The sequence below is a fragment of the Sphingopyxis sp. BSNA05 genome (assembly GCF_013265645.1).
Taxonomy (GTDB): domain Bacteria; phylum Pseudomonadota; class Alphaproteobacteria; order Sphingomonadales; family Sphingomonadaceae; genus Parasphingorhabdus.
The window spans coordinates 1-23,511 of record NZ_PYIA01000099.1; the positions used below are offsets into that span (position 1 = coordinate 1).

Here is a 23,511-nt window from a genome sequence, read left to right on the forward strand (position 1 = left end):
CCTCCTTTAAAAGGAGGGGCTAAAAAATGGCGTTCCTCCTGAAGTAAAGAGAGTCGTCATTGCGAGGAGCGGAGCGACGCGGCAATCCAGGGCCGTGCGCGCCGCTCTGCATTGCTTCGCTGCGCTCGCAATGACGATAGTGCTATTTGAAGCCGGGGTGCGAACACTCTGCCCCCTCATCCGCAAGCCGCTCTTTCCTACATCACGCCACCAATGCTAACATACGACTATGACCCAAACACCTGCAAATCCGCGCCAAAACCACTCCAATGACCGCTTTTATCAACCAGCAGATTTTCAATTCTATAACCCTGTAAAGTGTGTAAAGTTTGAAATATAATTTCCCGGCCGGCAACACATCATGTGACCCCAATGTGATATTTACCCTAGACCCGTCACATTACAATGTGATAGTCGATTCGCAACATCACATTGAAAGGCCGAGTCCATGAGCAAAATCCTGATCGAGCAACTGATCGAACTGATCGATTCCGGCGAAGAAACCCGCGCTGGCCTCGCCCGTGCTGCCGGCCTCCATGCCAATAGCCTGCGCAGCCTGGGTCAGGATGACTGGAACCCGACGGCGGAAACGCTCGGCAAGCTGGAGACCTATCTGGCGCGCGGTGGCAGCGGGGTAATGGCGAGCGCCGAAGAGATTATCAACGAAGCGCGCAACGGGCGGATGTATATCCTGGTCGATGACGAGGACCGCGAGAACGAGGGCGATCTGATCATTCCGGCGCAGATGGCGACGCCCGACGCGATCAACTTCATGGCCAAATATGGTCGCGGGCTGATCTGTCTGGCGATGACGCGGGACCGGGTCGAGGAACTGGGCCTCGACATGATGAGCCAGAATAATCGCGGCGCTTATGAAACCGCCTTCACCATCTCGATCGAGGCGCGCGACGGTGTCACCACCGGGATCAGCGCCGCCGACCGCGCGCGCACGGTTGCTGTCGCGATCGACCGGACCAAGGGCAAGGAAGAGATTGTCACCCCCGGCCATATCTTCCCGCTGCAGGCCCGCAACGGCGGCGTTCTGGTCCGTGCCGGTCACACCGAAGCGGCGGTCGATGTCTCCCGGCTTGCCGGCCTGAACCCGGCCGGCGTGATCTGCGAGATCATGAAGGATGACGGCGAGATGGCGCGGCTTGATGATCTGATCGAATTCGCCCAGCATCATGGCATGAAGATCGGCACGATCCGGGACCTGATTGCCTATCGCCTGCGCCACGACCATCTGACCGAACGCCGGGCAGAAGCCCGTTTCACCAGCCGCTGGGGCGGGGAATGGACGGCCATTACCTATTATAATATGGCGACCGAGAGCGAGCAGATCGTGCTGCAGAAGGGCCATGTCGACCCCGACAAACCGACTCTGGTGCGGATGCATGCCACGACGATGTTCCCTGACCTGTTTGCGCAGGACAACGGCCGCCCCAGCATGATCGAGGAATCCATGAGGATCATTGGCGAGGAAGGGGCCGGCGTGATCGTGTTCATCAATCCGCGCCAGCCCGACTTTTTCTCTCAGCAGGTCCGCAGCCTGGCAGGCGGCAAGCCGCCACCGATGGACCAGCAGCGCGACTATGGCGTCGGCGCGCAGATCCTCAGCGAGCTTGGCGTCCATGATATGGAATTGCTGACCAACACCAGCCATGATCTGGTCGGGCTGGATGCTTATGGCCTGCGGATTGTCGGCCAGCGCGCGGTGCCGGGCAAGCAGGCCGGTGCAAATAGCGAGCAGTTGGAGACGGCCTGACAAGCTCGTCATCCTGAACTCGTTTCAGGACCTCCATCGAATATCCACCAGATCCTGAAACAAGTTCAGGATGACGAATTGAAAGAGACATAAAATGGCAAAATTCCTGATCGTCGAAGCGCGGTTCTACGACCATCTCAACGACATGCTGATCGAAGGCGCGACCGATGCGCTGAAGGCGGCGGGGCACGAGCATGAGGTCATCACCGTGCCCGGCGCGCTGGAAATTCCCGGCGCGATTTCGATGGCGATCGACAGCGAACAATATGACGGCTTTGTCGCGATCGGCGTGGTGATCCGCGGCGAGACCTATCATTTCGAGATTGTCGCCGGTGAAAGCGCGCGCGGGATCATGGCATTGACCATGGATGGCGCAGCGGTCGGCAACGGCATCATCACGACGGAAAATGAAGAGCAGGCGCTGGCCCGCGCGGACAAGACGCGGAAGAACAAGGGCGGCGAAGCGGCCCAGGCGGCGATCGCCATGTACGAGCTGGGATTGAAATTCAGCTCCTAGCAGCGGCAGGAACCCTGTCCTGCCGCCGCCAGGGCGATTGGCTTACTGGGTACCGGAAAGCGCGGCTTTGAACTGGTCTTCGGTCATCGTGATCGAAACACCGTCGGCCTGGGCCATGAAGGCTTCGACCGGCAGTTTGACCGGCACGCCTTCATGGTCGACAGTCACATATTCGGCGTCATTTTCCTGAATGGTACCGATGACGGCAGCACCGGTTACGGTTTTCACTTCTGTGCCCGGGGTCAGCGCAGCGAGCAGCTGGGCCCTGGCATCGGCCGCGGCTTTTTCCACCGCCGCGTCGAGATCAACCTTGGTCATGGTGATCGAAACGCCATTTTCAGCCTTGGCAAATGCGTCCGGCGAAAGCGCCGCCTTGTTGGTACCGGTATCCACGACAACGGCACCACCGGCCACGGATTCCACCGTACCCACTGGCCCGCCATTGGGCCCGAATACCTTCATGCCGGCCTGGACGTCGACAGCGGGAGCTGCTTCTTGCGCCAGGGCCGGGGTCGCCGCGAGCAATGCAGCGCCGGTCACGAGGGTCAGAAAATTCTTCATATATTACTCCTTGGGGTTACAAAAATGGCATTTTTCCATACGAAATGCTGGCTAAAAAGCGACGGTCCCTTTTGTTAAGGTTATTGAGGCGAGTCGACGCAGAGGCAGGATAAAAGGCAAATCTGCCGTTATTTGCCGCTACAGGCCGGCCCGGAAAGAGCCGGCCCGAACGCCTCGCTACCCGACCATCAGGCCGCTTTTTCGTACGCTTGTGGATACCTTCTTTGACTTCCTCGATAATCTTGGCGCAAAATGCGTCGAGATCGCCGGGATCGCGCGAGGTGATCAGGCCGTTGTCGACCACCACTTCGCTGTCTTCAAATTTCGCGCCGGCGTTGATCAGGTCGGTCTTGATCGAGGGATAGCCGGTAACATTGCGGCCCTGCACCAGATCCGCCTCGATCAGCAGCCATGGCGCGTGGCAGATCGCGGCTATCGGCTTGCCGGCATTGAAAAAGGCCTGCACAAAGTCGATGACCTTGTCCTCGACCCGTAATATGTCCGGGTTCATCTGTCCGCCGGGCAGGACCAGCGCGTCAAAATCGCTTTCTTTGGCATTATCGACGGTGATATCGACGTCGATGCTCTCGCCCCAGTCCTTTTCATCCCAGCTTTTGATCGAGCCGCTTTCCAGCGACACGATGGTGACATCCGCGCCGGCGTCGGCGAGCTGTTTTCTCGGTTCGAAAAGCTCCGATTTTTCAAAGCCGTCGGTGGCCAATATGGCTATTTTTGCGTTTGAAATGTTCGTCATTTCTGTCGTCCTTTCGTTGGGGGTTATGACAGGTCTACGCAACGGAAAGCGGATTGGTTCCCCGTTTTTCACCGGCGCTTCCCGGGCTGTTTCTGTCGCCCCCGCTCTCGGCGGCTATCGATAGGCAGGTTTTTGCCGATCTTTCCATCGGTTAAACGGAACCAATCGGGAGGCAGGGCGTAATCATGGTCAGGAACCGCGCTCCGCCCGTTCGTCGAGCGCACCAGAATGAAAGGAAGATTATAACAATGACCGCAACAATCAAATCTGCAGAACTTCGCGAGATGAAAAGCGACATCAAAAAGGCGGATCGTGCCACCATGGCAGAGAAGCTGGGCGAAGCTTTGGCCTCTACCTATGTGCTGTACCAGAAGACGCAGGCGGTGCACTGGAACGTCACCGGCCCGCAATTTCACGGCGTCCACAAGCTGACTGAAGCCCAATATGAAGATCTGGCCGCGTCGATTGACGAAATCGCTGAACGGATCCGGGCGCTTGGCGCAAAAACGCCGGTTGGCCTGTCCACCTATATCGAGAATAGCGCGATCAAGGACCAGGTAAAATATGGCGATGTCGAATCCATGCTCAAACAGCTTTCGGACGACACGCTCACCGTGGCCGACCAGATGCGCGAATTCGTCAAGACCGCCGAAGAGGCAGACGATGTTTTTACGGCGGATCTGCTGACTGCGCGGATCGGAGTGCTGGAAGAATCGTCGTGGATGCTGTCGGCCAGCATGTAGCCCGCGTCCGCCATTAAAATTCAGGAAAAACTATGAAGAAACAATTGGACAAAACCAGAGCCCGCCAGGCTTTACCACTCGCCACATGATCATCGTGCTGGGCCTGTCGACCGCATTGGCGGTCGTGGCGCTGGCCGCGGTGACGGGCTTTTTCTAGACCGGTTACAGGGTTGCCAAGTGCGACTTGCCCGCTTCTGCCTTGGCAGAAGGGGGTTTATGATCCTCAAACTGGCATGTTCCGGCCCTTTGGTCGCCCCCCAACCCGGGCGCAGACTTGCAAGCTTGACCAAATGAAGAATATGGTCGCTCCTATCCGGGGGGAGCGGAGGAATGAGACGACTGGTTTTATTGGCAATATTATTGTTGCTCGGCGCGGGCACCTATTTCATTATGAAACCCGATCCCGGCTATGCCAGCAAACAGACCGCCACCGACCTGCTTATCAGTCACAAAACCGCCGGCTTGGAATATCCTGAAAATGCCGAAGAAGGCTTCCGCGCCTCGCTCGCAATGGATGTCGAGGCAATCGAGATGGATGTGCATATGGTGCGGGATAGCCGCATCATTCTGCATCACGATCCGGTGCTGTCCGACTATAACTGTTTTGCCAAGGGGGACAAAACCCGCCTCATCGTCGCCCAACAAACGGTTGAGACTCTGGCTGCTCTCGATTGCATCAATCACAAGGTCAACGCCCGATACCGGATCGCCACGCTGGATCATTTTCTGGAAATCTACCGCAACACGGACCAAAGCAAAAGCTGCTGATCGAAATCAAGGTCTGGGACGAACTGATCGAAAACAACCCGCTGCATGAGGGGCTGGATATCGGCAAGATGCATTATCCCGATGCCGAAGTCGTGCGCAGTGTCTATCGGCTGTTGCGACGCTTTCCCGAGGTAACCAATATCCAGTTCAACACGTTCAGTCGTGGCCTGCTGCTGGAATTGCGCAAGCAGAAACGGCCCGACGAGCCTTTTGAATTCGGTTTGCTGTACAAGGGCTACTATAACCCCTTTGCCATGACGATCCCCGCACTGGTGACCGGCAACCAATGCTATGATTTTGCTGGACCCCGGATTATGAGGAAGTCCGTGGCTGGCTGAATGACAATGATATCGACATTTTCATTCCGCATTTTGACCAGGCCTCCAGCCTGCCCTTTCGCCGCGGATTTCAGCGCCATATCATGCAGGACAGTGGCGATCTGACGGTCATTCCCTGGACATTGAATGCGGCGAAGCAATGGTCGACATTCGAAGCGGGCAGCTTTGACGGCATTTTGACGGACAAGCCAACCGGCTATCGGGCGTGGGCCTCGGACTGAGCGGCGATCGGCCACGCGGCGATGATCTTGTCTGTCGGCGGATAATCCGCAAGAGGCATAGTCTGATCAGCGGGAATAAGGAGTCTGCTTGACCCCGTCCCGTTCTTCTCTAAATTAGAACAAATCATGAACAATATCGATTCGGATTCGGGTCAGGCTCTTGGGCCTCCCCCGGACAACCCCTCTGCTGTGCCGCCGGCAACACCGGCGAAAGCCTCTGTCTTGCGGGCCCGGCTCGCCAAGATATTGGCGGCGTCGGGTGTCAGGACAGCGGAAGATGACGGTGCGCCCACGTATTTCGGCTTCGGAGTCGAGACGATTGATAGCGCCTTGCGCGGCAATGCGGGGGCTGATGGCCTGCCGCGGGCGGCGCTGCATGAACTGCATGCGGAGAGCAAGGATGACCGGACCAGCGCCGCGGCGATGGCGCTGCTGATGGCCCAGCGGTGCCGGAAGCTGGATCAGGAGGAACGACCGATATTGTGGATCAGCGAAAGCGGCGAAGCCCGGCGGCAGGGCCGGCTCTATCCGCCGGGGCTGGCGGAACTGGGGATTGATCCCGACAGCATCATCCATGTCGATGCGCCGGACAGCATCGCGGCGCTGCGCGCGGCAGCCGACGGCGTGCGGTCTTCGGCGATGGCGGCGGTGATTATCGAACTGTCGGGCAAAAAGCCCAAAGGTCTCGACATGACCGCCACCCGCCGCCTGTCACTGTCGGCGCAAAAGTCCGGCGTGCTCAGTCTGGTCCTGCGCTCCGGCAGTGATCCGGACAATCCCCTGCCGACCGCTGCTTTCAGCCGCTGGTCAGTGGCTGCCGCCCCTTCGCTCGCGCTGGAGGCCAATGCTCCGGGTCATCCTGCTTTCGATATCAAATTGCTGCGTCATCGCAGCGGTCTTTACGGGCTGAGCGCCCGACTGGAGTGGAACCGTGAGAATCAAATCTTCCGCGAGCAGCAGAGCGAGCAGAGAGCGCCGGACACTGGCGCTGTCCCTGCCCTGGCTGCCGTCCGAGCGGATCATCAAGGCACACGGGCCGCCTGACCATCCCTTTGCGCTGACCGAGAAAATCCGCGGCGCGATGGTGATCATGGCGGCGGATCGGCAGGCCGTTTCGCTGGGGCTGGGACCGGGCATGAAGCTCGCCGACGCGCGGGCGCGGGTGCCGGATCTGCTTGCCTTTGACCATCAGCCGCTGGCCGACGCGGACCTGCTGTCGCGGCTGGCGGAAGCCTGCGAGCGCTATACGCCGATGGTGGCGGTCGAGCCGCCTTATGCTTTGATCCTCGATATCACCGGCGCGGCGCATCTGCACGGCAATGAGGAAAAGCTGGCGCAGGATGCCGAGGACCGGATCGACGCTGCGGGCTATAGCGCCTGCTGGGCCTTGGCCGGAACGGCAGATGCCGCGCTGGCGCTGGCGCGGCATGGCCTGAAGGAAGGCGCCGAAGCCCAGCTGCCGGTGAGCGCGCTGGCCATGGACGCAAAGACCCACCAGTCGCTGGAACGGGCCGGGCTCTATCATATTGGCGATCTGGCCGAACGGCCGCGTGCCAATCTGGCGGCGCGGTTCGGGATGGAACTGACGGTCCGGCTGGACCGGATTCTCGGAATGGAAGACCGGCCGATCGACCCGCTGCGCCGGATCGGCAATGTCGTCACCGAACGCCGCTTTGCCGAACCGCTCACCCATATCGACGGCGCGCTCACCTGCCTGTCGGAATTATTTGCCGAAGCCTCCGAGCGGCTCAACGAGCGCGGCCAGGGCGCGCGGATGATCCGGATGATGCTGTTCCGCTGCGATGGCGATATCGCGCGGCTCGGGCTGGAAACCGGCGCGCCGACCCGCGATACAGCCCTTTTCAAACGCCTGCTGCGCGAACGAATCGAGGCGCTCAACGACGAACTCAACCCCGGTTTCGGCTATGATCTGATCCGGCTGAGCGTTGTCGCGTCGGAGGTGCTGGCGCCGCAGCAGTTGCGGCTCGAGGGCGGAGAGGACCGGCGCGGCGATGAGGTCGCCCTGGTCAGCCAGCTCAGCACCAGAATGGGTCGCGACCGGGTGCAGAAATTTTCCGCCGCCGACAGCCATATTCCCGAACAGGGCCTGCTCGCCCTGCCCGCGCTCAACGCCCCGCCGCCGGTGCCGTGGCAGCGGCAGTCTCCCGACAATCCGCCGATGCGGCCGCTGCACATGTTCGACCCGCCGCAGCGCGTGCAGGTGATCGCCGAAGTCCCCGACGGCCCTCCCTATCGCTTCACCTGGCGGCGCAAGAGCCACCAGGTGATGCGCTATGAAGGGCCCGAACGCATCGCCTCGGAATGGTGGCAGCGCAAGGACGGACAGCAGCCGGGCAAAGGCGGCCTGACCCGCGACTATTATCGCGTCGAGGACGCCCGTGGCCGGCGCTACTGGCTGTTCCGGCACGGGCTTTATGGCGAGGAGAAAGCGAACCCGGACTGGTATGTGCATGGGCTGTTTGCGTAAAATCGGACGGATAGAGATCGCGTCATTGCGAGCGCAGCGAAGCAATCCAGTGCGGCGTTCAGAGGCTCTGGATTGCCGCGTCGCCTTCGGCTCCTCGCAATGACGATATTCGCCGAACTCGCGGCCTCCACCCATTACAGCTTTCTGCGCGGCGCCTCCTCCCCCGCCGACATGGTGATACAGGCAATGTCTCTCGGCATGACCGGTATCGGTATCGCCGACCGCAACAGCGTCGCCGGTGTCGTGCGGGCCCATGCCGCCCTGCGCCGGGCGCGCGAGGATGCGGCGGAAGAGGGGCTGACGCTGCCGGACTTCAGGCTGATCGTCGGGTCGCGGCTGGTCTTTGCCGACGAGACGCCGGAGGTGATTGTCTATCCCCGCAACCGGCGCGGCTGGGGGCGGCTGACGCGGCTGCTCTCGACCGGCAATTTGCGCGCGGAGAAAGGGGCATGTTTTTATATGCGGCGGATTTGCTGGAATGGTGCAGCGAGGATTGGGCGCTGATTATTTTAGCCCCTCCCCTTCAGGGGAGGGGTTGGGGTGGGGAAGTCCGTCAAAGAAATTCAGAAGCTGGCATCGAGCCAGCTTCCTCATATCCCACCCCTTCCCCCTCCCTTAAAAGGGAGGGGCTTATTACGAACCTCCACTCCTGCACCCCCCATATCTGGCTCGGCGCCGCCATGCCCCGCTCCGGCCCCGACAAGCGTCATCTCGCCAGGCTGCACGGTCTCTCCAAACGACCGGCATCCCGCTTCTGGCGACCAATAACCCGCTCTATGCGACGCCCGAACAGCGTCCGCTCCACGACATCCTGACCTGCATCGCCGAGAAGACCACGATTCCCAAAGCCGGCCGCCTGCTTGCCGCCAATGCCGAGCGCTTTCTCAAGCCCCCCGCAGAAATGGCGCGCCTGTTTCGCGACCATCCGGAGGCGCTGGCCGAAACGCAGAAACTGCTGAGCTTGATCACCTTCACGCTCGACGAACTGAGCTACCATTATCCCGACGAACCGGTGCCCAAAGGATGGACGCCGCAAGACTGGCTGGAACATCTCACCTGGTCCGCCGCCCATGAGCGGCATGGCGAGACACTGCCCGAACGGTTGCGCGCCAAGGTCGAGGAGGAATTGCGGCTCATCGCGAAAATGGAATATGCGCCCTATTTCCTGACCGTCCACGATATTGTGAAATTTGCCCAGGACCAGGGCATACTCTGCCAGGGCCGCGGGTCGGCGGCGAACAGCGCGGTCTGCTACCTGCTCGGCATCACCTCGGCCGATCCGATGGAACATGACCTGCTCTTCTCGCGCTTCATCTCCGAGGAGCGCCGCGAGCCGCCGGATATCGACGTCGATTTCGAACATGAACGGCGCGAGGAAGTGATCCAATATATCTATGCCCGCTATGGCCGCCACCGCGCCGGGATTGCCGCGACGGTGATCCACTATCGCTCGCGCAGCGCGATCCGCGAGGTCGGCAAGGCGCTCGGCCTGTCGGAGGATATTACCAGCCGCCTGTCGAGCACCGTCTGGGGCAGCCACGGCGGCAAACAGCCTGACAAGCGCTTTGCCGAGACCGGCCTCGACCCGGACAATCCGGAAATCCGGCGGCTCGGCGATCTGGTGCAGCAGATCCTGCAATTTCCCCGCCACCTGTCGCAGCATGTCGGCGGCTTTGTGCTGACCCAGGACCGGCTCGACGAGACCGTCCCGATCCACAATGCCGCGATGGATGACCGTACGTTCATCGAGTGGGACAAGGATGATATCGACACGCTTGGCCTGATGAAGGTCGATATATTGGCGCTCGGCATGCTGACCTGCATCCGCAAAGCGTTCGATATGCTGGAGAGCATCAACATCCTCCCTGAAGCGCCAGCTTCGGGGAGGGGGACCACGCGAAGCGTGGTGGAGGGTCCCGGCTTCAACCAGATGCCCCTCCGTCACGCCTTCAGCGCGCCACCTCCCCAAAGCTGCGCTTCGGGGAGGAAAAATGGAGCCTCCAGAATGTACCGCACGAAGACCCGACAACCTATGACATGCTGTGCAAGGGCGACAGTATCGGGGTGTTCCAGGTCGAGAGCCGGGCCCAGATCAACATGCTGCCGCGGCTGAAACCGCGCGAATTTTATGATCTGGTGATCCAGGTGGCGATTGTCCGCCCCGGACCGATCGAGGGCGATATGGTGCATCCCTATCTGCGGCGGCGTTCCGGCATGGAGAAGGTCACCCTGCCCTCGCCCGCCCCGCCGCATGATCCGGACGAGTTGAAATCCGTGCTCGGCCGGACCTTCGGCGTGCCGCTGTTTCAGGAACAGGCGATGAAACTGGCGATCGTCGCCGCCGATTTCTCTCCGGGTGACGCCAACAAGCTGCGCCGGGCGATGGCGACCTTTCGCAATGTCGGCACGATCCACCATTTCGAGGCGAAGATGGTCGAGGGCATGGCCGCAAAGGGCTATGAACGGGACTTCGCCGAGCGCTGTTACAAGCAGATCCAGGGTTTCGGCAGCTACGGCTTTCCCGAAAGCCACGCGATCAGCTTTGCCCGGCTGGTCTATGTGTCGAGCTGGATCAAATGCCACCATCCGGCGGTGTTCGCGGCGGCTTTGCTCAATTCGCAGCCGATGGGATTTTATGCGCCGGCTCAGCTTGTGAGGGATGCACGCGAGCACGGGGTGGAGGTGCGGGAGCCGGATGTAAATTTTAGCGAGTGGGACAATCGGGTGGAGGTCGAGGAGCAGGGGGTTTCAAAAGATCCGTTCGGGCTGAGCTTGTCGAAGCCCCTGGACAGCGTGTGCGGAGGCGTCCTTCGACAGGCTCAGGACGAACGGCGTTCCACGCCATCCCCCTCCCTCCGCATCGGCTTGCGCCAGATCGACGGTTTCCGTGAAACCTGGGCGCAACAAATCCTCGCCGCGCGGCCCTTTAAGACTATCGAAGAACTCGCCCATAAGGCCAACCTCCCCGCCCGCGCGCTGCGTCTGCTCGCCGATGCCGATGCCTGCCGCTCGCTGGGGCTGGACCGGCGACAGGCCTTGTGGGAAGTGCGCCGGACTCCGGTCAATACATTGCCGCTGTTCGAGGCCGCACAGGCGAAGGAACTGGGACAGGAAGCGGACCCCCGTCTGCCCGCGATGACCAAGGGCGAACATGTCGTCGCCGACTATCAAAGCGTCCGCCTGTCGCTGAAAGGCCATCCGATGGAATTTCTGCGCGAACGCTTGCGGGACTTGGGCGTGCTCAGCTGCGCGGAACTGGCGCGGGCCAAAACGGGTCGCAGGCAAAGGTCGCCGGCGTCGTGCTGATCCGCCAGCGGCCCGGCAAGGGCAATGCGGTGTTCATCACGCTGGAGGACGAAAGCGGGGTCGCCAACCTGCTGCTCTGGGCCAGCCGGTTCGAGAAAATGCGCCGTCCGGTGATGGCGGCCCGGCTGATGCTCGCCACCGGCGAGGTCCAGCGCAGCGTCGAGGGCGTGACTCATTTGATGACCAGCCGAGTGGAGGATTATACCTTCATGCTGGACGATATAAGTGACCGCGACCGGCCGGACATGCCGCTATCCCGCGCCGACGAGGTCAAGCGGCCCATCTATCGCAACGAGGACCGCTGGGCGGCGCGGCAGGACGAACAGGCGACAGGACCGCAGCCTGCCTATCCGCGCCACGGCCATCCGCGCAATGTCCGGATATTACCCAAGTCGCGGGATTTTCATTGACCGGCGGAAGACATCCTTTGCCGCGCGGGCGGATCAGCCGTTGACCGCATCCAGCGCGACAACGTCTTCAGCCACCGCGTCCTGCCCTGCAAGACTGGTGAGCAATTCCCCGTCGGTCATCGGTATTCCGAACAGATAGCCCTGCACCATATGCGTGCCAACCCGCTTGGCAAGGACCAGCTGGATTTCATCCTCGACCCCTTCAAGGAGACAGTCTACTCCAAGCGTTCTGGCCATGCCCACCAGCGAATGGAGAATTTTCTCGGTCATCGGGTCCGAGACGTCCTTCATGAAGGAACGGTCCACCTTCAGCTTGCTGATCGGCAGCGTCCGCAAATAGCTGAAATTGGAATAGCCGGTGCCGAAATCATCGAGCGCCAGCGGGTGACCCAGCGCCGCCAGCCGCAACATGTTGCTGCTCGCCTTGTGCGTGTCCGCCATCATCGCCGTTTCAGTGACCTCGAATTCAAGCAGGGCCGGATCCAGTTCGCTGGCCTGGACCTGCGCGATAATCTGGCTGATGATCTGATCGGAGATAAGATCATGGCCCGACAGGTTGATCGAAAGCGGGATCGGGTCCTTCCAGCTTTTCAGGGCCGCAATCGCCTGTTTCAGGACAGCCAGGGTGATATTGGCAATCAGGCCGCTTTCCTCGGCAACCTCGATGAATCGCGTCGGCATGATCTCGCCTATGACCGGGCTTTTCCAGCGGGCAAGCGCCTCCGCCCGGACAATCCTGTTTTGCCGAGATCGAACTGCGGCTGGAACAGCAGGTCGATTTCGGTGTCGAAGTCGGCCACGCGCAGGGCTTGCTCGATCCGGAACCGTTCGGCGGCCACTGCGGCATGTTCCTCGCAGAAGACAACCACCCGGTTCTTGCCCTGTTTCTTCGCGTGCAGCAACGCATAGTCGGTATCGCGGATAAGCTGCGCGTCGCCTGCCACCGGGTCAATCTGGTGACAGCCGATGGATGCGGAGATCTGGACCAGACGATCCTCGATCAGATAGACCCGGGCAATATATTCCAACAGCCCCCGGCACCAGGCCTCGACGATGCACGGTTCGGCGCTGTTGGGCAGGATGATGTTGAACTCGTCACCGCCCATGCGGCTGAGATGCGCCTTGGCACCGCAATAGTCCTGCATGCGGGTGGCTACCGCTTTCAGCAGCTCGTCGCCGATCAGATGGCCGTAACCGTCATTGACCGCCTTGAATCCGTCCAGGTCGAGCAAGACCAGCCAGGTGGCAAAGCCCGCTCCCTTGTCGCCCTTGCTCGTGCGCAAGGTTTCGAAAAAGGCCCGGCGGTTCGGCAGGCCGGTCAGACTGTCGGACAGCGAGAGATGGCGCATTTCCTCACTCAGCACCTGTGCCTCTTCCAGCCTGTTCTCCGCTTCATATCTGGCCAGAGCGGTACGACCGACCGCCCGGCGAAGATAGAAAGTGATGGCAATGGCGGTCATCGCCGCAGCCGATGTGACGAAAGCATAGTCGACCAGAAGCTCCGGCGCGTTTTTGAGCAATGTGTAGAATAATCCGGCTATCACCGCGGCGATCGAGACCAGCACCTGCTTCATGCTGGTACAGGCCAGAGCGAAGACCATGACCATGATGATGAAATAGACCAGATCGGCCTGGGCGAATTTGATTTCCATCGCGATCATGACATTGGCCAGCATGAACAGATTGGCGATGGTCGTGATAATGTGCAGATCGGCAAAAGCGTCGGGTTTGCGCAGTCCGTACCAGAAAAATGCGAGCACCATGCTGGCGATGGACGATGCGGTGACGATGACCAGCAGACCGGACCCGCTGTGCACGCCGAAGTGCAGCAGCGTCAGAACGGCATAATAGACAGCGGCAACCCCGAAATACCCCCGGATCATGGGACGGTAAATTTTGGCGACGTACGGAGCGATGTCCGGACTGCTCGAGGTGGATGCAATGGTCATATGTTCCCGCGGCGGGCATATCCAGATAAAGTTAATAATCTGTATTTACGTCATTATTTCCGCGCGATTAAGGCCGCTTGTTTTCCATGGGCCTGTGGCTCGCCGGCGACCGTCGAGCGCGGCGGGATATCCGGCATGCCAGCGAAGGAGGGAACGGGCTGCAGATCATCGATCCGCGCCGGTGCTGGCGCAGTCCGTAATGGCTAGGCGGAAACGGCCGCGAACTGGCGCTCGCCGCTGCCGAAGATGAGATAGAAAACCAGACCGAAGGCGGCGACGGCTGCCGCGACCTGGAAAACCAGCGCCCAGGACCCGGTTATGTCCAAAATCCAGCCGCTGACCAGCACGCCGATGATGCCGGGAATAGTGCCGGCGGTGTTGGTGATCCCCATCAGCGTGCCGGCATGTTCCGGCGCGATGTCCATATGGTTGACGAAAAAGCCGCTGACCGCAAAGGCGCCAAGCGCGCTGCCGACGGTCATGATGGTGATTGCGGTAACGGCATCCTCCGCCTGCGCAACCAGCAGCAGCGCCGCGATGCTGCCACCAAAGCCGATCAACATCATCAGCTTGCGGACATGGGTGATGGTCATGCCCCGTCCGATCAGCCGGTCGGCCACCACTCCGGAGAGATTGATGCACAGGAACAGCGCAATATGCGGCATCATCGCAAAATAGCCGACCGAGGCATAGTCGACGCCCAGCCCCTTGGTGACAAAAGTCGGCAGCCAGGCGAGCAGCACATAGAACCACCAGTTGTTGCAGAAATGGGCCACGATCACGGCCCAGACCGGCATGTTGGTCATCAGCGCCCGCCACGGCGTGGGTCCGACGGGCGTATCGGCAATCGTGTCGGCGGCAATCAGGTCCAGTTCCGCCTGGCTGATACCGGGTTGCAGGCGGGGGCTCGATGCGATGCAAAATACCAGACGGCGCACCAGATGAAACCGACGCCGCCGAACAGATAGAACACCCATTCCCAGCCCCAGGCGGCCACGATCACCGGGGTTGCCAGCAGCGCGAAGACCGTGCCCAGCGGAATGCCGCTGTTCGAAAAGCCGGCGGAGCGCGAACGCTCCCGGACCGGTATCCAGCGGGCGTAGAGCGCATAAATCGCCGGGAAAGTGACGGCTTCTCCCATGCCCATTACTATCCGGGCGACGATCAGCACGGCGATGCCCAGTGCGGCTGCCGGAGGGGCGACCAATGTAAAGAGCGACCAGACCAATACGCCGAAGCCCAGAACGACCTTGCCACCATAGCGATCGGCCAGCTTTCCGCCGACCACCTGGGTGAGCAGATAGCCGATGAAGAAACTCGAGAGCACCAGCCCTGTGTCGACAGGTCCCAGCCATAGGTTTCGACCATGGGAATGATCGCGACCGAGATCGCAACCCGGTCCATATAACAGATGAAAATAGCCAGAAAGGCCATGAAGGCCAGCTGATGGCGTTTTTGCATGTGCATCCTCCCCGATGCGCCGCCCGTCTCGTTTTCCCGGACAGATCGACCGGCTAATGTCTTGCATATCCGCTGCGGATTCCCTATAGTATCATTTGTAACTATAACGCGCCACGGCGCCTGTTGTCCCGAGGAAATATTGTGGCTGATCTGTTTGAAAATCCCGTTGGTCTCGACGGCTTTGAATTTGTCGAATTTTGCGCGCCCGAGCGCGGTGTGCTCGAACCGGTGTTCGAAGTCATGGGCTTCACCCGCATCGCCCAGCATCGCAGCAAGGATGTCCATCTCTGGCGGCAGGGCGGCATCAATCTGATCATCAATTACGAGCCGAAATCGGCGGCCTGGTATTTTGCTCGCGAACATGGTCCTTCGGCCTGTGGCATGGCTTTCCGGGTGAAAGACGCGCGCAAGGCTTATGCCTGGCTGCTCGAAAAGGGCGCCGAGCCGGTGCATGTCGAAACCGGACCGATGGAATTGCACATCCCGGCGATCCGCGGCATCGGCGGCGCCATTCTCTATCTGGTCGACCGCTATGACGGCGGCGAGCGCGGCGAGAATCTGTCGATCTATGACATTGATTTTGAATATCTGCCCGGCGTGGACCGCAACCCGGTTGGCGCCGGCTTCCACACGATCGATCACCTGACCCATAATGTCTACGGCGGCCGGATGAAATATTGGGCGGATTATTACGAGACCCTGTTCAACTTCCGCGAAATCCGCTTCTTCGACATCAAGGGCGAATATACCGGCCTGACCTCCAAGGCGCTGACCGCGCCGGATGGCAAGATCCGCATTCCACTCAACGAGGAAGGCGAAGGCGGCAAGGGCCAGATCGAGGAATTCCTGCGCGAATTCAACGGCGAAGGCATTCAGCATATTGCACTGATTTGTGATGACCTAATCGCTTGCTGGGATCGGCTCAAGACACTCGGCGTACCCTTCATGACCGCACCGCCGAACACTTATTACGAAATGCTCGACGGCCGCCTGCCCGGCCATGGCGAAGACGTCAACGCGCTGCAGACCCGCGGCATATTGCTCGACGGGACCACAGAAGGCGGCGAACCGCGCTTGCTGCTGCAAATCTTTGCCGAAGCGCAGGTCGGACCGGTTTTCTTTGAATTCATCCAGAGAAAGGGCGATGACGGTTTCGGCGAGGGCAATTTCAAGGCCCTGTTCGAGAGCATCGAGCGCGACCAGGTATCGCGCGGGTGCTGAATGTAGAGGAGCCGGTATAATGGCCGCACCCAAGATCGATGGCATCCACCATGTCGCCTATCGCTGCAAGGACGCGAAAGAGACGGTCGATTTCTACCAGCGGGTGATGGGCATGGATTTCCAGCTCGCCTTTGCCGAGAATGAAGTGCCGTCGACCGGCGAATATGATCCCTATATGCACATCTTCCTCGATGCCGGCGGCGGCAATGTCCTCGCCTTTTTCGAGCTGCCCGAGCAACCGGACATGGACCGCGACCAGAATACCCCGGCCTGGGTCCAGCATATTGCCTTCAAGGTGAACTCGCTCGACGATCTGATGGCGGCCAAGGCCAATGCAGAGGCTGAGGGTCTCGAAGTGCTCGGCCCGACCCATCACGGCATTTTCAAGTCGATCTATTTCTTCGACCCCAACGGCCACCGGCTGGAACTGGCCTGCGATATCGGAACCGACGAGGAAATGGCCGAATTGCGCCGGGTTGCTCCCGCGATGCTCGAGGAATGGAGCCGCACCAAGAAGGCGCCGCAACATGCCGCCTGGCTGCACGAGAAAGCGCGCGACGAGCATTAGGTTTTCGCATTGAACAATGCCGTGCTCCTGCGTAGGCAGGAGTCCATCTCCCGAAGTTTCCGCTAGAGGCAATGGTCGGAGATGGGCCCCCGCCTTCGCGGGGGAACGGAGCAGGATGAAGGAACGCACATGAAACTCGCTACCCTGAAAATGACACCCGTGACGGCCGTCTGGTCGTGGTCTCGAAAGACCTCACCCGCTGCTGCGAAGCGAGCCATATCGCCCCGACCCTGCAGGCGGCCCTCGACGACTGGGAACAATGCGCGCCGAAGCTCGAAGCGCTCTACCGCGATGTCGAACATGAGACCGTGCCCTGCGAACGCTTCCACGAGCGGCTCGCCGAATCCCCCCTGCCCCGCGCCTATCAATGGGCCGACGGCAGCGCCTATATCAACCATGTCGAACTGGTCCGCAAAGCGCGCGGCGCCGAAGTGCCGGAGAGTTTCTATTCCGATCCCCTGATGTATCAGGGCGGCTCGGACGCCTTCCTCGGCCCGCGCGACGATATTCCGCTCGGCGACCCCAAATGGGGCTGCGACATGGAAGGCGAAGTCGCGGTCGTCACCGATGATGTGCCACCGGGCGTCAGCGCCGAAGACGCAGCCGGCCATATCAAGCTGGTCATGCTGTGCAACGATGTTTCCCTGCGCGGCCTGATCCCCGGCGAGCTGGCCAAGGGCTTCGGCTTCTTCCAGTCGAAGCCGCCATCCGCCTTTTCCCCGGTCTGCGTCACACCCGATGAACTCGGCGACGCGTGGAAGGGTTCGGTCATCCATCTGCCGCTGCAAGTCGACTATAACCGCGAGCCCTTCGGCCGCGCCAATGCCGGCAAGGACGCGACCTTCAGCCTCGCCGATCTGGTCGCCATGCCGCCAAAACCCGCCCCTGTCCGCCGGCACAATCATCGGTTCCGGCACCGTGTCCAACCAGGGCCCCGACGGCGATCCCGGCAAGCCGGTCAGCGAAGGCGGCCTGGGCTATAGCTGTATCGCCGAAATCCGGATGATCGAAACAATCAACGACGGCGCGCCCAAAACCCCGTTCATGAGCGCTGGCGATACGGTCAAAATCCAGATGCTGGATGCGGATGGCCATTCGATCTTTGGCGCAATCCGGCAGGAGGTTGTGGCGGTTTGACGGTGTTGAATCTACGCAGATAATGCTGACGGTGGAGAAAACGCTGGAGGCATAAGCCCTGCCCCACATTCAGCCCGCAGGAGCCGTCCCGCGGGCACGCGTCCGTCCACCGATAAGGAAATGCAGCGGCACCGCGACCAGAATCAGCAGGATGCCGAGACCGCCCGCTTCCAAACCGGTTCCGTAGAGCACCCAGCAGCAGAAGCCGAGGCCAACCACCGCCAGGGTGCGCTGAACATGCGCCACCAGAGCGGCGATGCAAATGGCGGCATAGAACCAGATCGCCGAAGCGGTCGTCAGCCGCAGCAGGAAGTCCAGCACTCTCTCGCCTATTCCTGTCGCGCTCCCGAGCATCAGTATAATCGCCAACAGGCTGCCCAGTAGCAAGGGTCGCGCCGCCACGTCGTGGCGGTTGGCCGGCGCCATATAGTCGGGCAGCTGGCCATCGCGGACCATGCCCAGCGGGAGCTCGCCCATGAACAAGACTATGCCGTTGATACAACCGATCGCGGAGATCGCGGCGAATAATGCAACGGCATCTCCGGCCCACGGCCCCAGAAAACGCGTGACGAAATAGGCGATCGGGGCTGAGCTGGCAGATAGTTCGTCCGCCGGGCTCGCCATCATGATACCGGTGCTCACGATAATATAAATGACAAGCACCAGCGCGAGACCCAGCAATGTGCCACGCACGACGTTGCGAGCCGGGTCGCGCACCCGTTCCGCCACCAGACCCGCGGATTCGAAGCCGAGCAGCGCAAAAATGTGATGGCCAGCGCCGGCGTCAGCGACGCCGCCGAAAAGGGAGCCAGCGGAGCCTGACTATAGGTCGCCGGTGCGCTCACGGCGAGCCACCCGACGATTGCAATGACAACGACGAGCGGTACGAGCTTGAGCAACGTAGCGGTCACCTGAAAATTGCCTGCGCTGCGCACGCCGCGGATATTGATCGTGGTCAATGCGGCAACGATTGCCGTTCCGCCAATAGCTTGCTCCAGAGGGCCGTGGGGAAGCGACGGGAACAGATGCAGCAGATAGGCGGCACCGGCCATGGCGACCACCGACACACTGCCGATCAGGGAAACCCAGTAGCTCCAGGCGATCACCCGCCCCGGAAGCAGCCCAAGAATGTCGCCGCAAATCGTCAATATGCTGGGCTCCCTGGATCGCTGGATCGTGAGATCGGCGATGATACGGGCAATTGCCAATACGCCCATGCCGCCGACGATCCAGCTGACCGCACCGGTCCAGCCAAGCGGCGCGAGCTGTCCGGGCAGAACAAAAATACCCGCACCAATCATCGTCCCCACGACCATCGCGGTCGCCGTCCAGACACCGAATGGTCTTTCCAATTTGGCCATGTAACTTGTCCCCCCGGACGGAGACTTGCATGTAACTTTCTTTTTCAAAGAAATTTCTTGGATCGGGAGGTTCCGGTAGAGCGTTCTGACTTGCGGTGACAGCGCACCAATTTGTTCCTGCGCCTGAAATAGAGTGCACTGTCACCATCATGCAAACCGGTCAGCAAAGGCGGCCTCGGCTATAGCTGCATCACCGAAATGCGGATGGTCGAGACGATCAACGACGGCGAGGCCAAGACGCCGTTCATGAGCGCTGGCGACAGCGTGGAAATCCGGATGCAGGATGCGGATGGGCATTCTTGTGACGGTTTGATGAGGTTGATCATCAAGTGATATTGATATCCACGCCGACAGCCAACATCGGATTTCATTGATATGAGTCGCTGATAACGTCAAACCTATTACCGAACACAAGAGGCGGGGAAGTTGAGATGAATAATTTGAAGCGCATTAGGGGATTAAACTTCACTGTAAGGCATTGGATGTTATTGCCTGCGCTCGCGCTAACTACAGCGTGCAATTCTTCACTGGTCGAAGAAGCCAAACAAGCGGAAAAAGACGGCAGGGTAATCAGTAATGAAGCGATGTCGGCGCTGTACCCACAATCATTCCGTTCTGGGTCGCCAAAATATCTAGAGCGAGATTTCGAGGCAGGAGCAGATTTCATTTGCGATGAAATTAAAGCAAAATATCAGCGTGATATATGCTCAGAGGAAGAAATTAATTGGCGAACATCGACTCCCATTTGACTGATTTCATCACTTTTCATCCGCCGCCCTCTCAAACCGGCACCGCCGTCTCATATTTGATCCGCTCCATCGCGAAACTCGCCGACACATCGGACAAGGGCACCGCCTTGATCAGTTTCTTGTACACCCGGTCATAGTCGGCGACATCGCGGACCAGCAGCTTGAGCATATAGTCGACCTCGCCCGCCATCCGGTAGAATTCGACCACTTCCTCGATTGCCGACGCCGCTGCGGCGAATTTTGTCAGCCATTTGTCGCTATGGTCGCTGGTCCGCACGGCGACGAACACGGTCATGTTCAGGCCGACCGCTTCCGGATCGACGATCGCCACCCGGCGAGCGATGATGCCATCCGCCTCCATCCGCTTGATCCGCCGCCAGCAGGCATTGGTCGAGAGGCTGAGCTGCGCCGCGAGATTTTCCAGCGACAGGCTGGCGTCGCGCTGCAAGGCTTTCAGGATATTGCGGTCATTATCATCAATATTTTTTATATTTTCGCTCATTTATAGAAATTTATCACAATATCCTGCGGCTTCAAAGGATTATTGACGAAGATATTTGTCATTTGCCTGGCCATAAGAGGGTCTTGTTCAAGGAGGACCCCATATGCTCGACCGCGTCGGCCGCACATCAGACGATAAATTTCACTGCCTTGCCGGACTGATCGGCAACACGCCGATGCTGCGCATCAAACTCCGCTGCGCAGGGAAGGACATCACCGTCTATGCCAAGGCCGAAATGTATAATTTCTCCGGCAGCATCAAGGACCGGATGGCGCTCAACATTCTCCGCAACGCGACGCGCTCGGGCGCGCTGAAGCCCGGCCAGCGGATTGCCGAGGCGACCAGCGGCAATGCCGGAATCGCGATAGCGGCGCTCGGGACCGCGCTCGGTCACCCGGTGACCATCTTCATGCCCGACTGGATGAGCGTGGAGCGCCGCGCGATTCTCGCCAGCCATGGCGCAGAGATCCGGCTGGTGTCGAAGGAAGAAGGCGGTTTTCTCGGCTCCATCGCGATGGCCGAAGCATTGGGCAAAAACGCAGGGGCGTTTCTGCCGCGCCAATTTTCCAACGAGGATAATTGCAGCGCCCATTGCCAGGGCACCGCACCGGAAATCTGGAACCAGGTCACGCCAGACGGCGGACAGATCGGCGGTTTTGTCGCCGGCGTCGGCACCGGCGGCACGGTGATGGGCGTCGGGCGTTTCCTGAAAGAACGCGACGCCGGCATATCGGTCCATCCAGTCGAGCCGGTCGAATCGCCGACCCTGTCAACCGGCCACAAGGTCGGCCACCATCGCATCCAGGGCGTGTCCGACGAATTTATCCCGGAAATCGTGAAACTCGACCAGGTCGATGCCGTGATCGGCGTGAACGATGGCGATTCCATCCTGATGGCGCAGAAACTGTGCAAGCAGCTCGGGCTCGGCGTCGGCATTTCGAGCGGCGGCAATCTGATCGCCGCGGTCCGCTGCGCCCTCGCGCAGGACGCGGCCGCCGGCGCAGACATGCGCGCCGTGGCGACCGTGTTCCCGGACAGCAACAGCAAATATCTGTCGACCGATCTGGCGAAGGAAGAACCGTGCCGCGACGGCTATCTAACGCCGCAAATCGAGCTGGTGGATATGCAGACTATCCGCTGAGTTTCGCGATATTGCGGTCATCAGCGGTGGTCACATCGACCGCCAGACCAATCAGATCCGTATCTTCCGGCGCGTCCGGCAAGATTCCGATGGCGGGCAAGCCCTGCTCATCCTCCAGCCAGACACTGGCCGCGCCGCGGCTGGCCTTGCCATAAGGCATGGCATAGCTTTTGATCACCGCCTTGCCGTTGAAGAAATGGTCCGCTTTGACATGGTCGGGTTTCGGAATCCGCACCGGCGCGGCGATCCGCTCGGGAGACCAGCCACCCGCGACGGGCTGAGCCGCGTAAATACCGACCGATTCCTTGTTGATCACGCCGCCATTGGCAGAGATCATGCCGGGCTTGCTGCCATCCTTGCGCAACGCCTGGACCAGAGCGACCATGCCGTGGGCGCTATAGCTGTTGCCTGGACCGCCAAAGAAGCTGAGGCCACCGGTCAGCGTATAGGAAGCCAGCGAGCGATCCGGCGAACCGAGCGCGTCCATCGCCAGCGAGACCGCGACGGGGAAACAGCTATAAATATCGATCGGACCGAGATCCGCGGCTTCGACTTCGGCCAGTTCCAGCGCCTTGGGGAAAGCGACCTGCATCGCCGGCGAGACCGACAGGTCGTCCTGCAGGCTCATCAACGGCACGCTCGCGTCGGCGCCGCTATGCAGATAGATGATCTTGTCTTCGGCTATGCCCAGCTCTTCCGCATGGCCCGCCGTGGTCAGGATCACCGCAGCGCCCAGTTCGACCGCATCCTGCGCCACCATCCAGCGGCGATAAGGGTCGTTGAGCCGGTAATTGCCATGATCATCGGCCAGCAATTCTTCCGCCGTCCAGTCGCGGGCAAATTGGGCATGTTCGCGCGTCAGCGACACGCCGGCAAAGGCCTCCCACAGTTCGGCCATGCTCTGCGCATAGCTGTCGCGGTCCATCCCCAGCCGCGCGCGCCGGGCATTTTCGACAATCCCGTAAGCCATCGGCATGTTGATAATGCCCTGCCGCCATTCATAGGCGGTCAGCATCTTGTCTTCATTGGTGATCAGATCGGTCATTGCGCGGGTCGCCGGCTGGTTCCAGTCCAGCTTGTGACCGCTGCGCCGCGCCCGTTTGACGGTGCCCATATTCTCGGCGCTCGACAGGACCACCGCCTTATATTCGCCGTCATGCACCTGGCAGGCGAGCTTGTTGAGATGTTTCTGCGGGCTCTGTCCTCCGACATCGCCATAGAGCAGATGCGCGGGATCGAGACCGGCAGCCGCGGCCACCGCTTCCGGGTGATTCGCCGGCGAGCCGAAATCATGCGGCAGACCGCTGTCGTGGAACAGGCGAATCGAAAGCAGGCAATCGATCGAGGCAGCCAGTTTTTCGCCAGCGCCGCTATCGGCCAGTGCTTCCCCGATCGCCGCCGACGCGAGGTCGACCGTCGATGGCCACTCAAGCCCTTGCGATTGCTTCAATTTCGCGCCGCTTGCCTCGCCGACACCGATCAGCACCGGTGCCTTGGGATCTGCCAATACCATCCTAATTCCCTCAAAATAAACAGTTCATCAATCGATTA

22 protein-coding genes and 5 pseudogenes are annotated in these 23,511 nt (G+C 60.4%); 17 read left to right on the plus strand and 10 right to left on the minus strand.

Annotated features, from left to right (window positions below):
* The first annotated feature begins 448 nt into the window (after window positions 1–448).
* Entirely contained in the window at window positions 449–1,765 is a 1,317-nt protein-coding gene (gene ribB, locus C8024_RS11320) for a 3,4-dihydroxy-2-butanone-4-phosphate synthase (RefSeq protein ID WP_173205178.1), read from the plus strand.
* A gap of 94 nt (window positions 1,766–1,859) precedes the next feature.
* Window positions 1,860–2,282, plus strand: coding sequence for a 6,7-dimethyl-8-ribityllumazine synthase (gene ribH, locus C8024_RS11325; RefSeq protein ID WP_100093557.1), 423 nt, complete (start codon window positions 1,860–1,862; stop codon window positions 2,280–2,282).
* A 42-nt stretch (window positions 2,283–2,324) separates the two neighbouring features.
* On the opposite strand, the gene C8024_RS11330 is transcribed toward ribH, so the two are convergent.
* Both C8024_RS11330 and C8024_RS11335 read right to left on the minus strand, forming a co-directional pair.
* On the minus strand, window positions 2,325–2,843 hold the full coding sequence (locus C8024_RS11330) for a hypothetical protein (protein WP_100093556.1): 519 nt from the start codon (window positions 2,841–2,843) through the stop codon (window positions 2,325–2,327).
* A 16-nt stretch (window positions 2,844–2,859) separates the two neighbouring features.
* A complete protein-coding gene (locus C8024_RS11335) occupies window positions 2,860–3,597 on the minus strand; it encodes a type 1 glutamine amidotransferase domain-containing protein (protein WP_173205181.1) in 738 nt (245 codons plus the stop codon).
* A 248-nt stretch (window positions 3,598–3,845) separates the two neighbouring features.
* On the opposite strand from C8024_RS11335, the gene C8024_RS11340 reads away from it, so the two are divergent.
* The 9 genes and pseudogenes from C8024_RS11340 to C8024_RS11380 form a co-directional block, all read left to right on the plus strand.
* Complete coding sequence (locus C8024_RS11340) at window positions 3,846–4,340, plus strand: Dps family protein (RefSeq protein ID WP_100093554.1); 495 nt, start codon at window positions 3,846–3,848, stop codon at window positions 4,338–4,340.
* A 330-nt stretch (window positions 4,341–4,670) separates the two neighbouring features.
* Window positions 4,671–5,108, plus strand: coding sequence for a glycerophosphodiester phosphodiesterase family protein (locus C8024_RS11345; protein WP_173205184.1), 438 nt, complete (start codon window positions 4,671–4,673; stop codon window positions 5,106–5,108).
* 68 nt (window positions 5,109–5,176) lie between these two features.
* Complete coding sequence (locus tag C8024_RS11350; protein ID WP_173205186.1) at window positions 5,177–5,446, plus strand: hypothetical protein; 270 nt, start codon at window positions 5,177–5,179, stop codon at window positions 5,444–5,446.
* A gap of 83 nt (window positions 5,447–5,529) precedes the next feature.
* On the plus strand, window positions 5,530–5,667 hold the full coding sequence (locus C8024_RS11355; RefSeq protein ID WP_173205189.1) for a hypothetical protein: 138 nt from the start codon (window positions 5,530–5,532) through the stop codon (window positions 5,665–5,667).
* A 189-nt stretch (window positions 5,668–5,856) separates the two neighbouring features.
* Window positions 5,857–6,711, plus strand: a complete 855-nt coding sequence (locus C8024_RS11360) for an ImuA family protein (RefSeq protein ID WP_217272159.1) — start codon at window positions 5,857–5,859, stop codon at window positions 6,709–6,711.
* Complete coding sequence (locus C8024_RS11365) at window positions 6,599–8,155, plus strand: DNA polymerase Y family protein (RefSeq protein WP_367947294.1); 1,557 nt, start codon at window positions 6,599–6,601, stop codon at window positions 8,153–8,155. Before C8024_RS11360 ends, C8024_RS11365 begins: the two co-directional genes overlap by 113 nt.
* Before the next feature lie 99 nt (window positions 8,156–8,254).
* Window positions 8,255–8,634, plus strand: a pseudogene (locus C8024_RS11370) (PHP domain-containing protein); the annotation flags it as partial.
* 183 nt (window positions 8,635–8,817) lie between these two features.
* Window positions 8,818–10,001: pseudogene (locus tag C8024_RS11375) on the plus strand (error-prone DNA polymerase); the annotation flags it as partial.
* Window positions 10,002–10,186: 185 nt separating this feature from the next.
* Window positions 10,187–11,871 (plus strand): annotated as a pseudogene (locus C8024_RS11380) (error-prone DNA polymerase); the annotation flags it as partial.
* Between the two features lie 33 nt (window positions 11,872–11,904).
* Here the strand turns inward: C8024_RS11380 and C8024_RS11385 are convergent.
* The 4 genes from C8024_RS11385 to C8024_RS11400 form a co-directional block, all read right to left on the minus strand.
* Window positions 11,905–12,606 carry an EAL domain-containing protein gene (locus C8024_RS11385; protein ID WP_367947298.1) on the minus strand — a complete coding sequence of 234 codons (702 nt, stop codon included), beginning with the start codon at window positions 12,604–12,606 and terminating at the stop codon, window positions 11,905–11,907.
* Window positions 12,561–13,820 (minus strand): diguanylate cyclase, encoded by a 1,260-nt coding sequence (locus C8024_RS23390; protein ID WP_173205214.1) that lies wholly within the window; start codon window positions 13,818–13,820, stop codon window positions 12,561–12,563. The genes C8024_RS11385 and C8024_RS23390 overlap by 46 nt, the downstream gene beginning before the upstream one ends.
* A gap of 203 nt (window positions 13,821–14,023) precedes the next feature.
* Window positions 14,024–14,758 (minus strand): MFS transporter, encoded by a 735-nt coding sequence (locus C8024_RS11395; protein ID WP_173205217.1) that lies wholly within the window; start codon window positions 14,756–14,758, stop codon window positions 14,024–14,026.
* Window positions 14,683–15,147, minus strand: a complete 465-nt coding sequence (locus tag C8024_RS11400; protein WP_173205220.1) for an MFS transporter — start codon at window positions 15,145–15,147, stop codon at window positions 14,683–14,685. The genes C8024_RS11395 and C8024_RS11400 overlap by 76 nt, the downstream gene beginning before the upstream one ends.
* Before the next feature lie 275 nt (window positions 15,148–15,422).
* Between C8024_RS11400 and hppD the strand changes: the two are divergent.
* The 3 genes and pseudogenes from hppD to C8024_RS11415 all read left to right on the plus strand — a co-directional run bounded on the left by hppD (window position 15,423) and on the right by C8024_RS11415 (window position 18,207).
* Window positions 15,423–16,522, plus strand: a pseudogene (hppD, locus tag C8024_RS11405) (4-hydroxyphenylpyruvate dioxygenase).
* Window positions 16,522–17,070, plus strand: a complete 549-nt coding sequence (locus tag C8024_RS11410; RefSeq protein WP_173205226.1) for a VOC family protein — start codon at window positions 16,522–16,524, stop codon at window positions 17,068–17,070. The pseudogene hppD and the gene C8024_RS11410 overlap by 1 nt, the downstream one beginning before the upstream one ends.
* A gap of 129 nt (window positions 17,071–17,199) precedes the next feature.
* Window positions 17,200–18,207 (plus strand): annotated as a pseudogene (locus tag C8024_RS11415) (fumarylacetoacetate hydrolase family protein).
* Window positions 18,208–18,276: 69 nt separating this feature from the next.
* Here the strand turns inward: C8024_RS11415 and C8024_RS11420 are convergent.
* Entirely contained in the window at window positions 18,277–18,936 is a 660-nt protein-coding gene (locus tag C8024_RS11420) for an APC family permease (protein WP_367947295.1), read from the minus strand.
* Window positions 18,846–19,568: an amino acid permease gene (locus C8024_RS11425; RefSeq protein ID WP_173205232.1), complete on the minus strand. Its 723-nt coding sequence runs from the start codon at window positions 19,566–19,568 to the stop codon at window positions 18,846–18,848. Before C8024_RS11425 ends, C8024_RS11420 begins: the two co-directional genes overlap by 91 nt.
* Window positions 19,569–19,772: 204 nt before the next feature.
* Here C8024_RS11425 and C8024_RS22575 point away from each other — a divergent pair, with 204 nt between their 5' ends.
* Window positions 19,773–19,901 carry a hypothetical protein gene (locus C8024_RS22575; protein WP_302051624.1) on the plus strand — a complete coding sequence of 43 codons (129 nt, stop codon included), beginning with the start codon at window positions 19,773–19,775 and terminating at the stop codon, window positions 19,899–19,901.
* 98 nt (window positions 19,902–19,999) lie between these two features.
* Window positions 20,000–20,317 (plus strand): hypothetical protein, encoded by a 318-nt coding sequence (locus C8024_RS11435; RefSeq protein WP_173205234.1) that lies wholly within the window; start codon window positions 20,000–20,002, stop codon window positions 20,315–20,317.
* 31 nt (window positions 20,318–20,348) lie between these two features.
* Here C8024_RS11435 and C8024_RS11440 read toward each other — a convergent pair whose 3' ends face one another.
* Window positions 20,349–20,819 carry an Lrp/AsnC family transcriptional regulator gene (locus C8024_RS11440; RefSeq protein ID WP_173205237.1) on the minus strand — a complete coding sequence of 157 codons (471 nt, stop codon included), beginning with the start codon at window positions 20,817–20,819 and terminating at the stop codon, window positions 20,349–20,351.
* 103 nt (window positions 20,820–20,922) lie between these two features.
* On the opposite strand from C8024_RS11440, the gene C8024_RS11445 reads away from it, so the two are divergent.
* Window positions 20,923–21,960: a PLP-dependent cysteine synthase family protein gene (locus C8024_RS11445; RefSeq protein WP_173205240.1), complete on the plus strand. Its 1,038-nt coding sequence runs from the start codon at window positions 20,923–20,925 to the stop codon at window positions 21,958–21,960.
* Here C8024_RS11445 and C8024_RS11450 read toward each other — a convergent pair.
* Window positions 21,950–23,473, minus strand: a complete 1,524-nt coding sequence (locus C8024_RS11450; protein ID WP_173205243.1) for a hypothetical protein — start codon at window positions 23,471–23,473, stop codon at window positions 21,950–21,952. The genes C8024_RS11445 and C8024_RS11450 overlap by 11 nt on opposite strands.
* Between the last annotated feature and the right edge of the window lie 38 nt (window positions 23,474–23,511).

Coding starts and splice junctions, on each gene's coding strand:
- C8024_RS11410 (WP_173205226.1), top strand. CDS start 16,522: ATGGCCGCACCCAAGATCGATGGCATCCACCATGTCGCCTATCGCTGC.
- C8024_RS22575 (WP_302051624.1), top strand. CDS start 19,773: ATGGTCGAGACGATCAACGACGGCGAGGCCAAGACGCCGTTCATGAGC.
- ribH (WP_100093557.1), top strand. CDS start 1,860: ATGGCAAAATTCCTGATCGTCGAAGCGCGGTTCTACGACCATCTCAAC.
- C8024_RS11440 (WP_173205237.1), bottom strand. CDS start 20,819: ATGAGCGAAAATATAAAAAATATTGATGATAATGACCGCAATATCCTG.
- C8024_RS11330 (WP_100093556.1), bottom strand. CDS start 2,843: ATGAAGAATTTTCTGACCCTCGTGACCGGCGCTGCATTGCTCGCGGCG.
- C8024_RS11445 (WP_173205240.1), top strand. CDS start 20,923: ATGCTCGACCGCGTCGGCCGCACATCAGACGATAAATTTCACTGCCTT.
- C8024_RS11350 (WP_173205186.1), top strand. CDS start 5,177: ATGCATTATCCCGATGCCGAAGTCGTGCGCAGTGTCTATCGGCTGTTG.
- C8024_RS11425 (WP_173205232.1), bottom strand. CDS start 19,568: ATGGCCAAATTGGAAAGACCATTCGGTGTCTGGACGGCGACCGCGATG.
- C8024_RS11345 (WP_173205184.1), top strand. CDS start 4,671: ATGAGACGACTGGTTTTATTGGCAATATTATTGTTGCTCGGCGCGGGC.
- ribB (WP_173205178.1), top strand. CDS start 449: ATGAGCAAAATCCTGATCGAGCAACTGATCGAACTGATCGATTCCGGC.
- C8024_RS11340 (WP_100093554.1), top strand. CDS start 3,846: ATGACCGCAACAATCAAATCTGCAGAACTTCGCGAGATGAAAAGCGAC.
- C8024_RS11335 (WP_173205181.1), bottom strand. CDS start 3,597: ATGACGAACATTTCAAACGCAAAAATAGCCATATTGGCCACCGACGGC.
- C8024_RS11355 (WP_173205189.1), top strand. CDS start 5,530: ATGCAGGACAGTGGCGATCTGACGGTCATTCCCTGGACATTGAATGCG.
- C8024_RS11450 (WP_173205243.1), bottom strand. CDS start 23,473: ATGGTATTGGCAGATCCCAAGGCACCGGTGCTGATCGGTGTCGGCGAG.
- C8024_RS23390 (WP_173205214.1), bottom strand. CDS start 13,820: ATGACCATTGCATCCACCTCGAGCAGTCCGGACATCGCTCCGTACGTC.
- C8024_RS11435 (WP_173205234.1), top strand. CDS start 20,000: ATGAATAATTTGAAGCGCATTAGGGGATTAAACTTCACTGTAAGGCAT.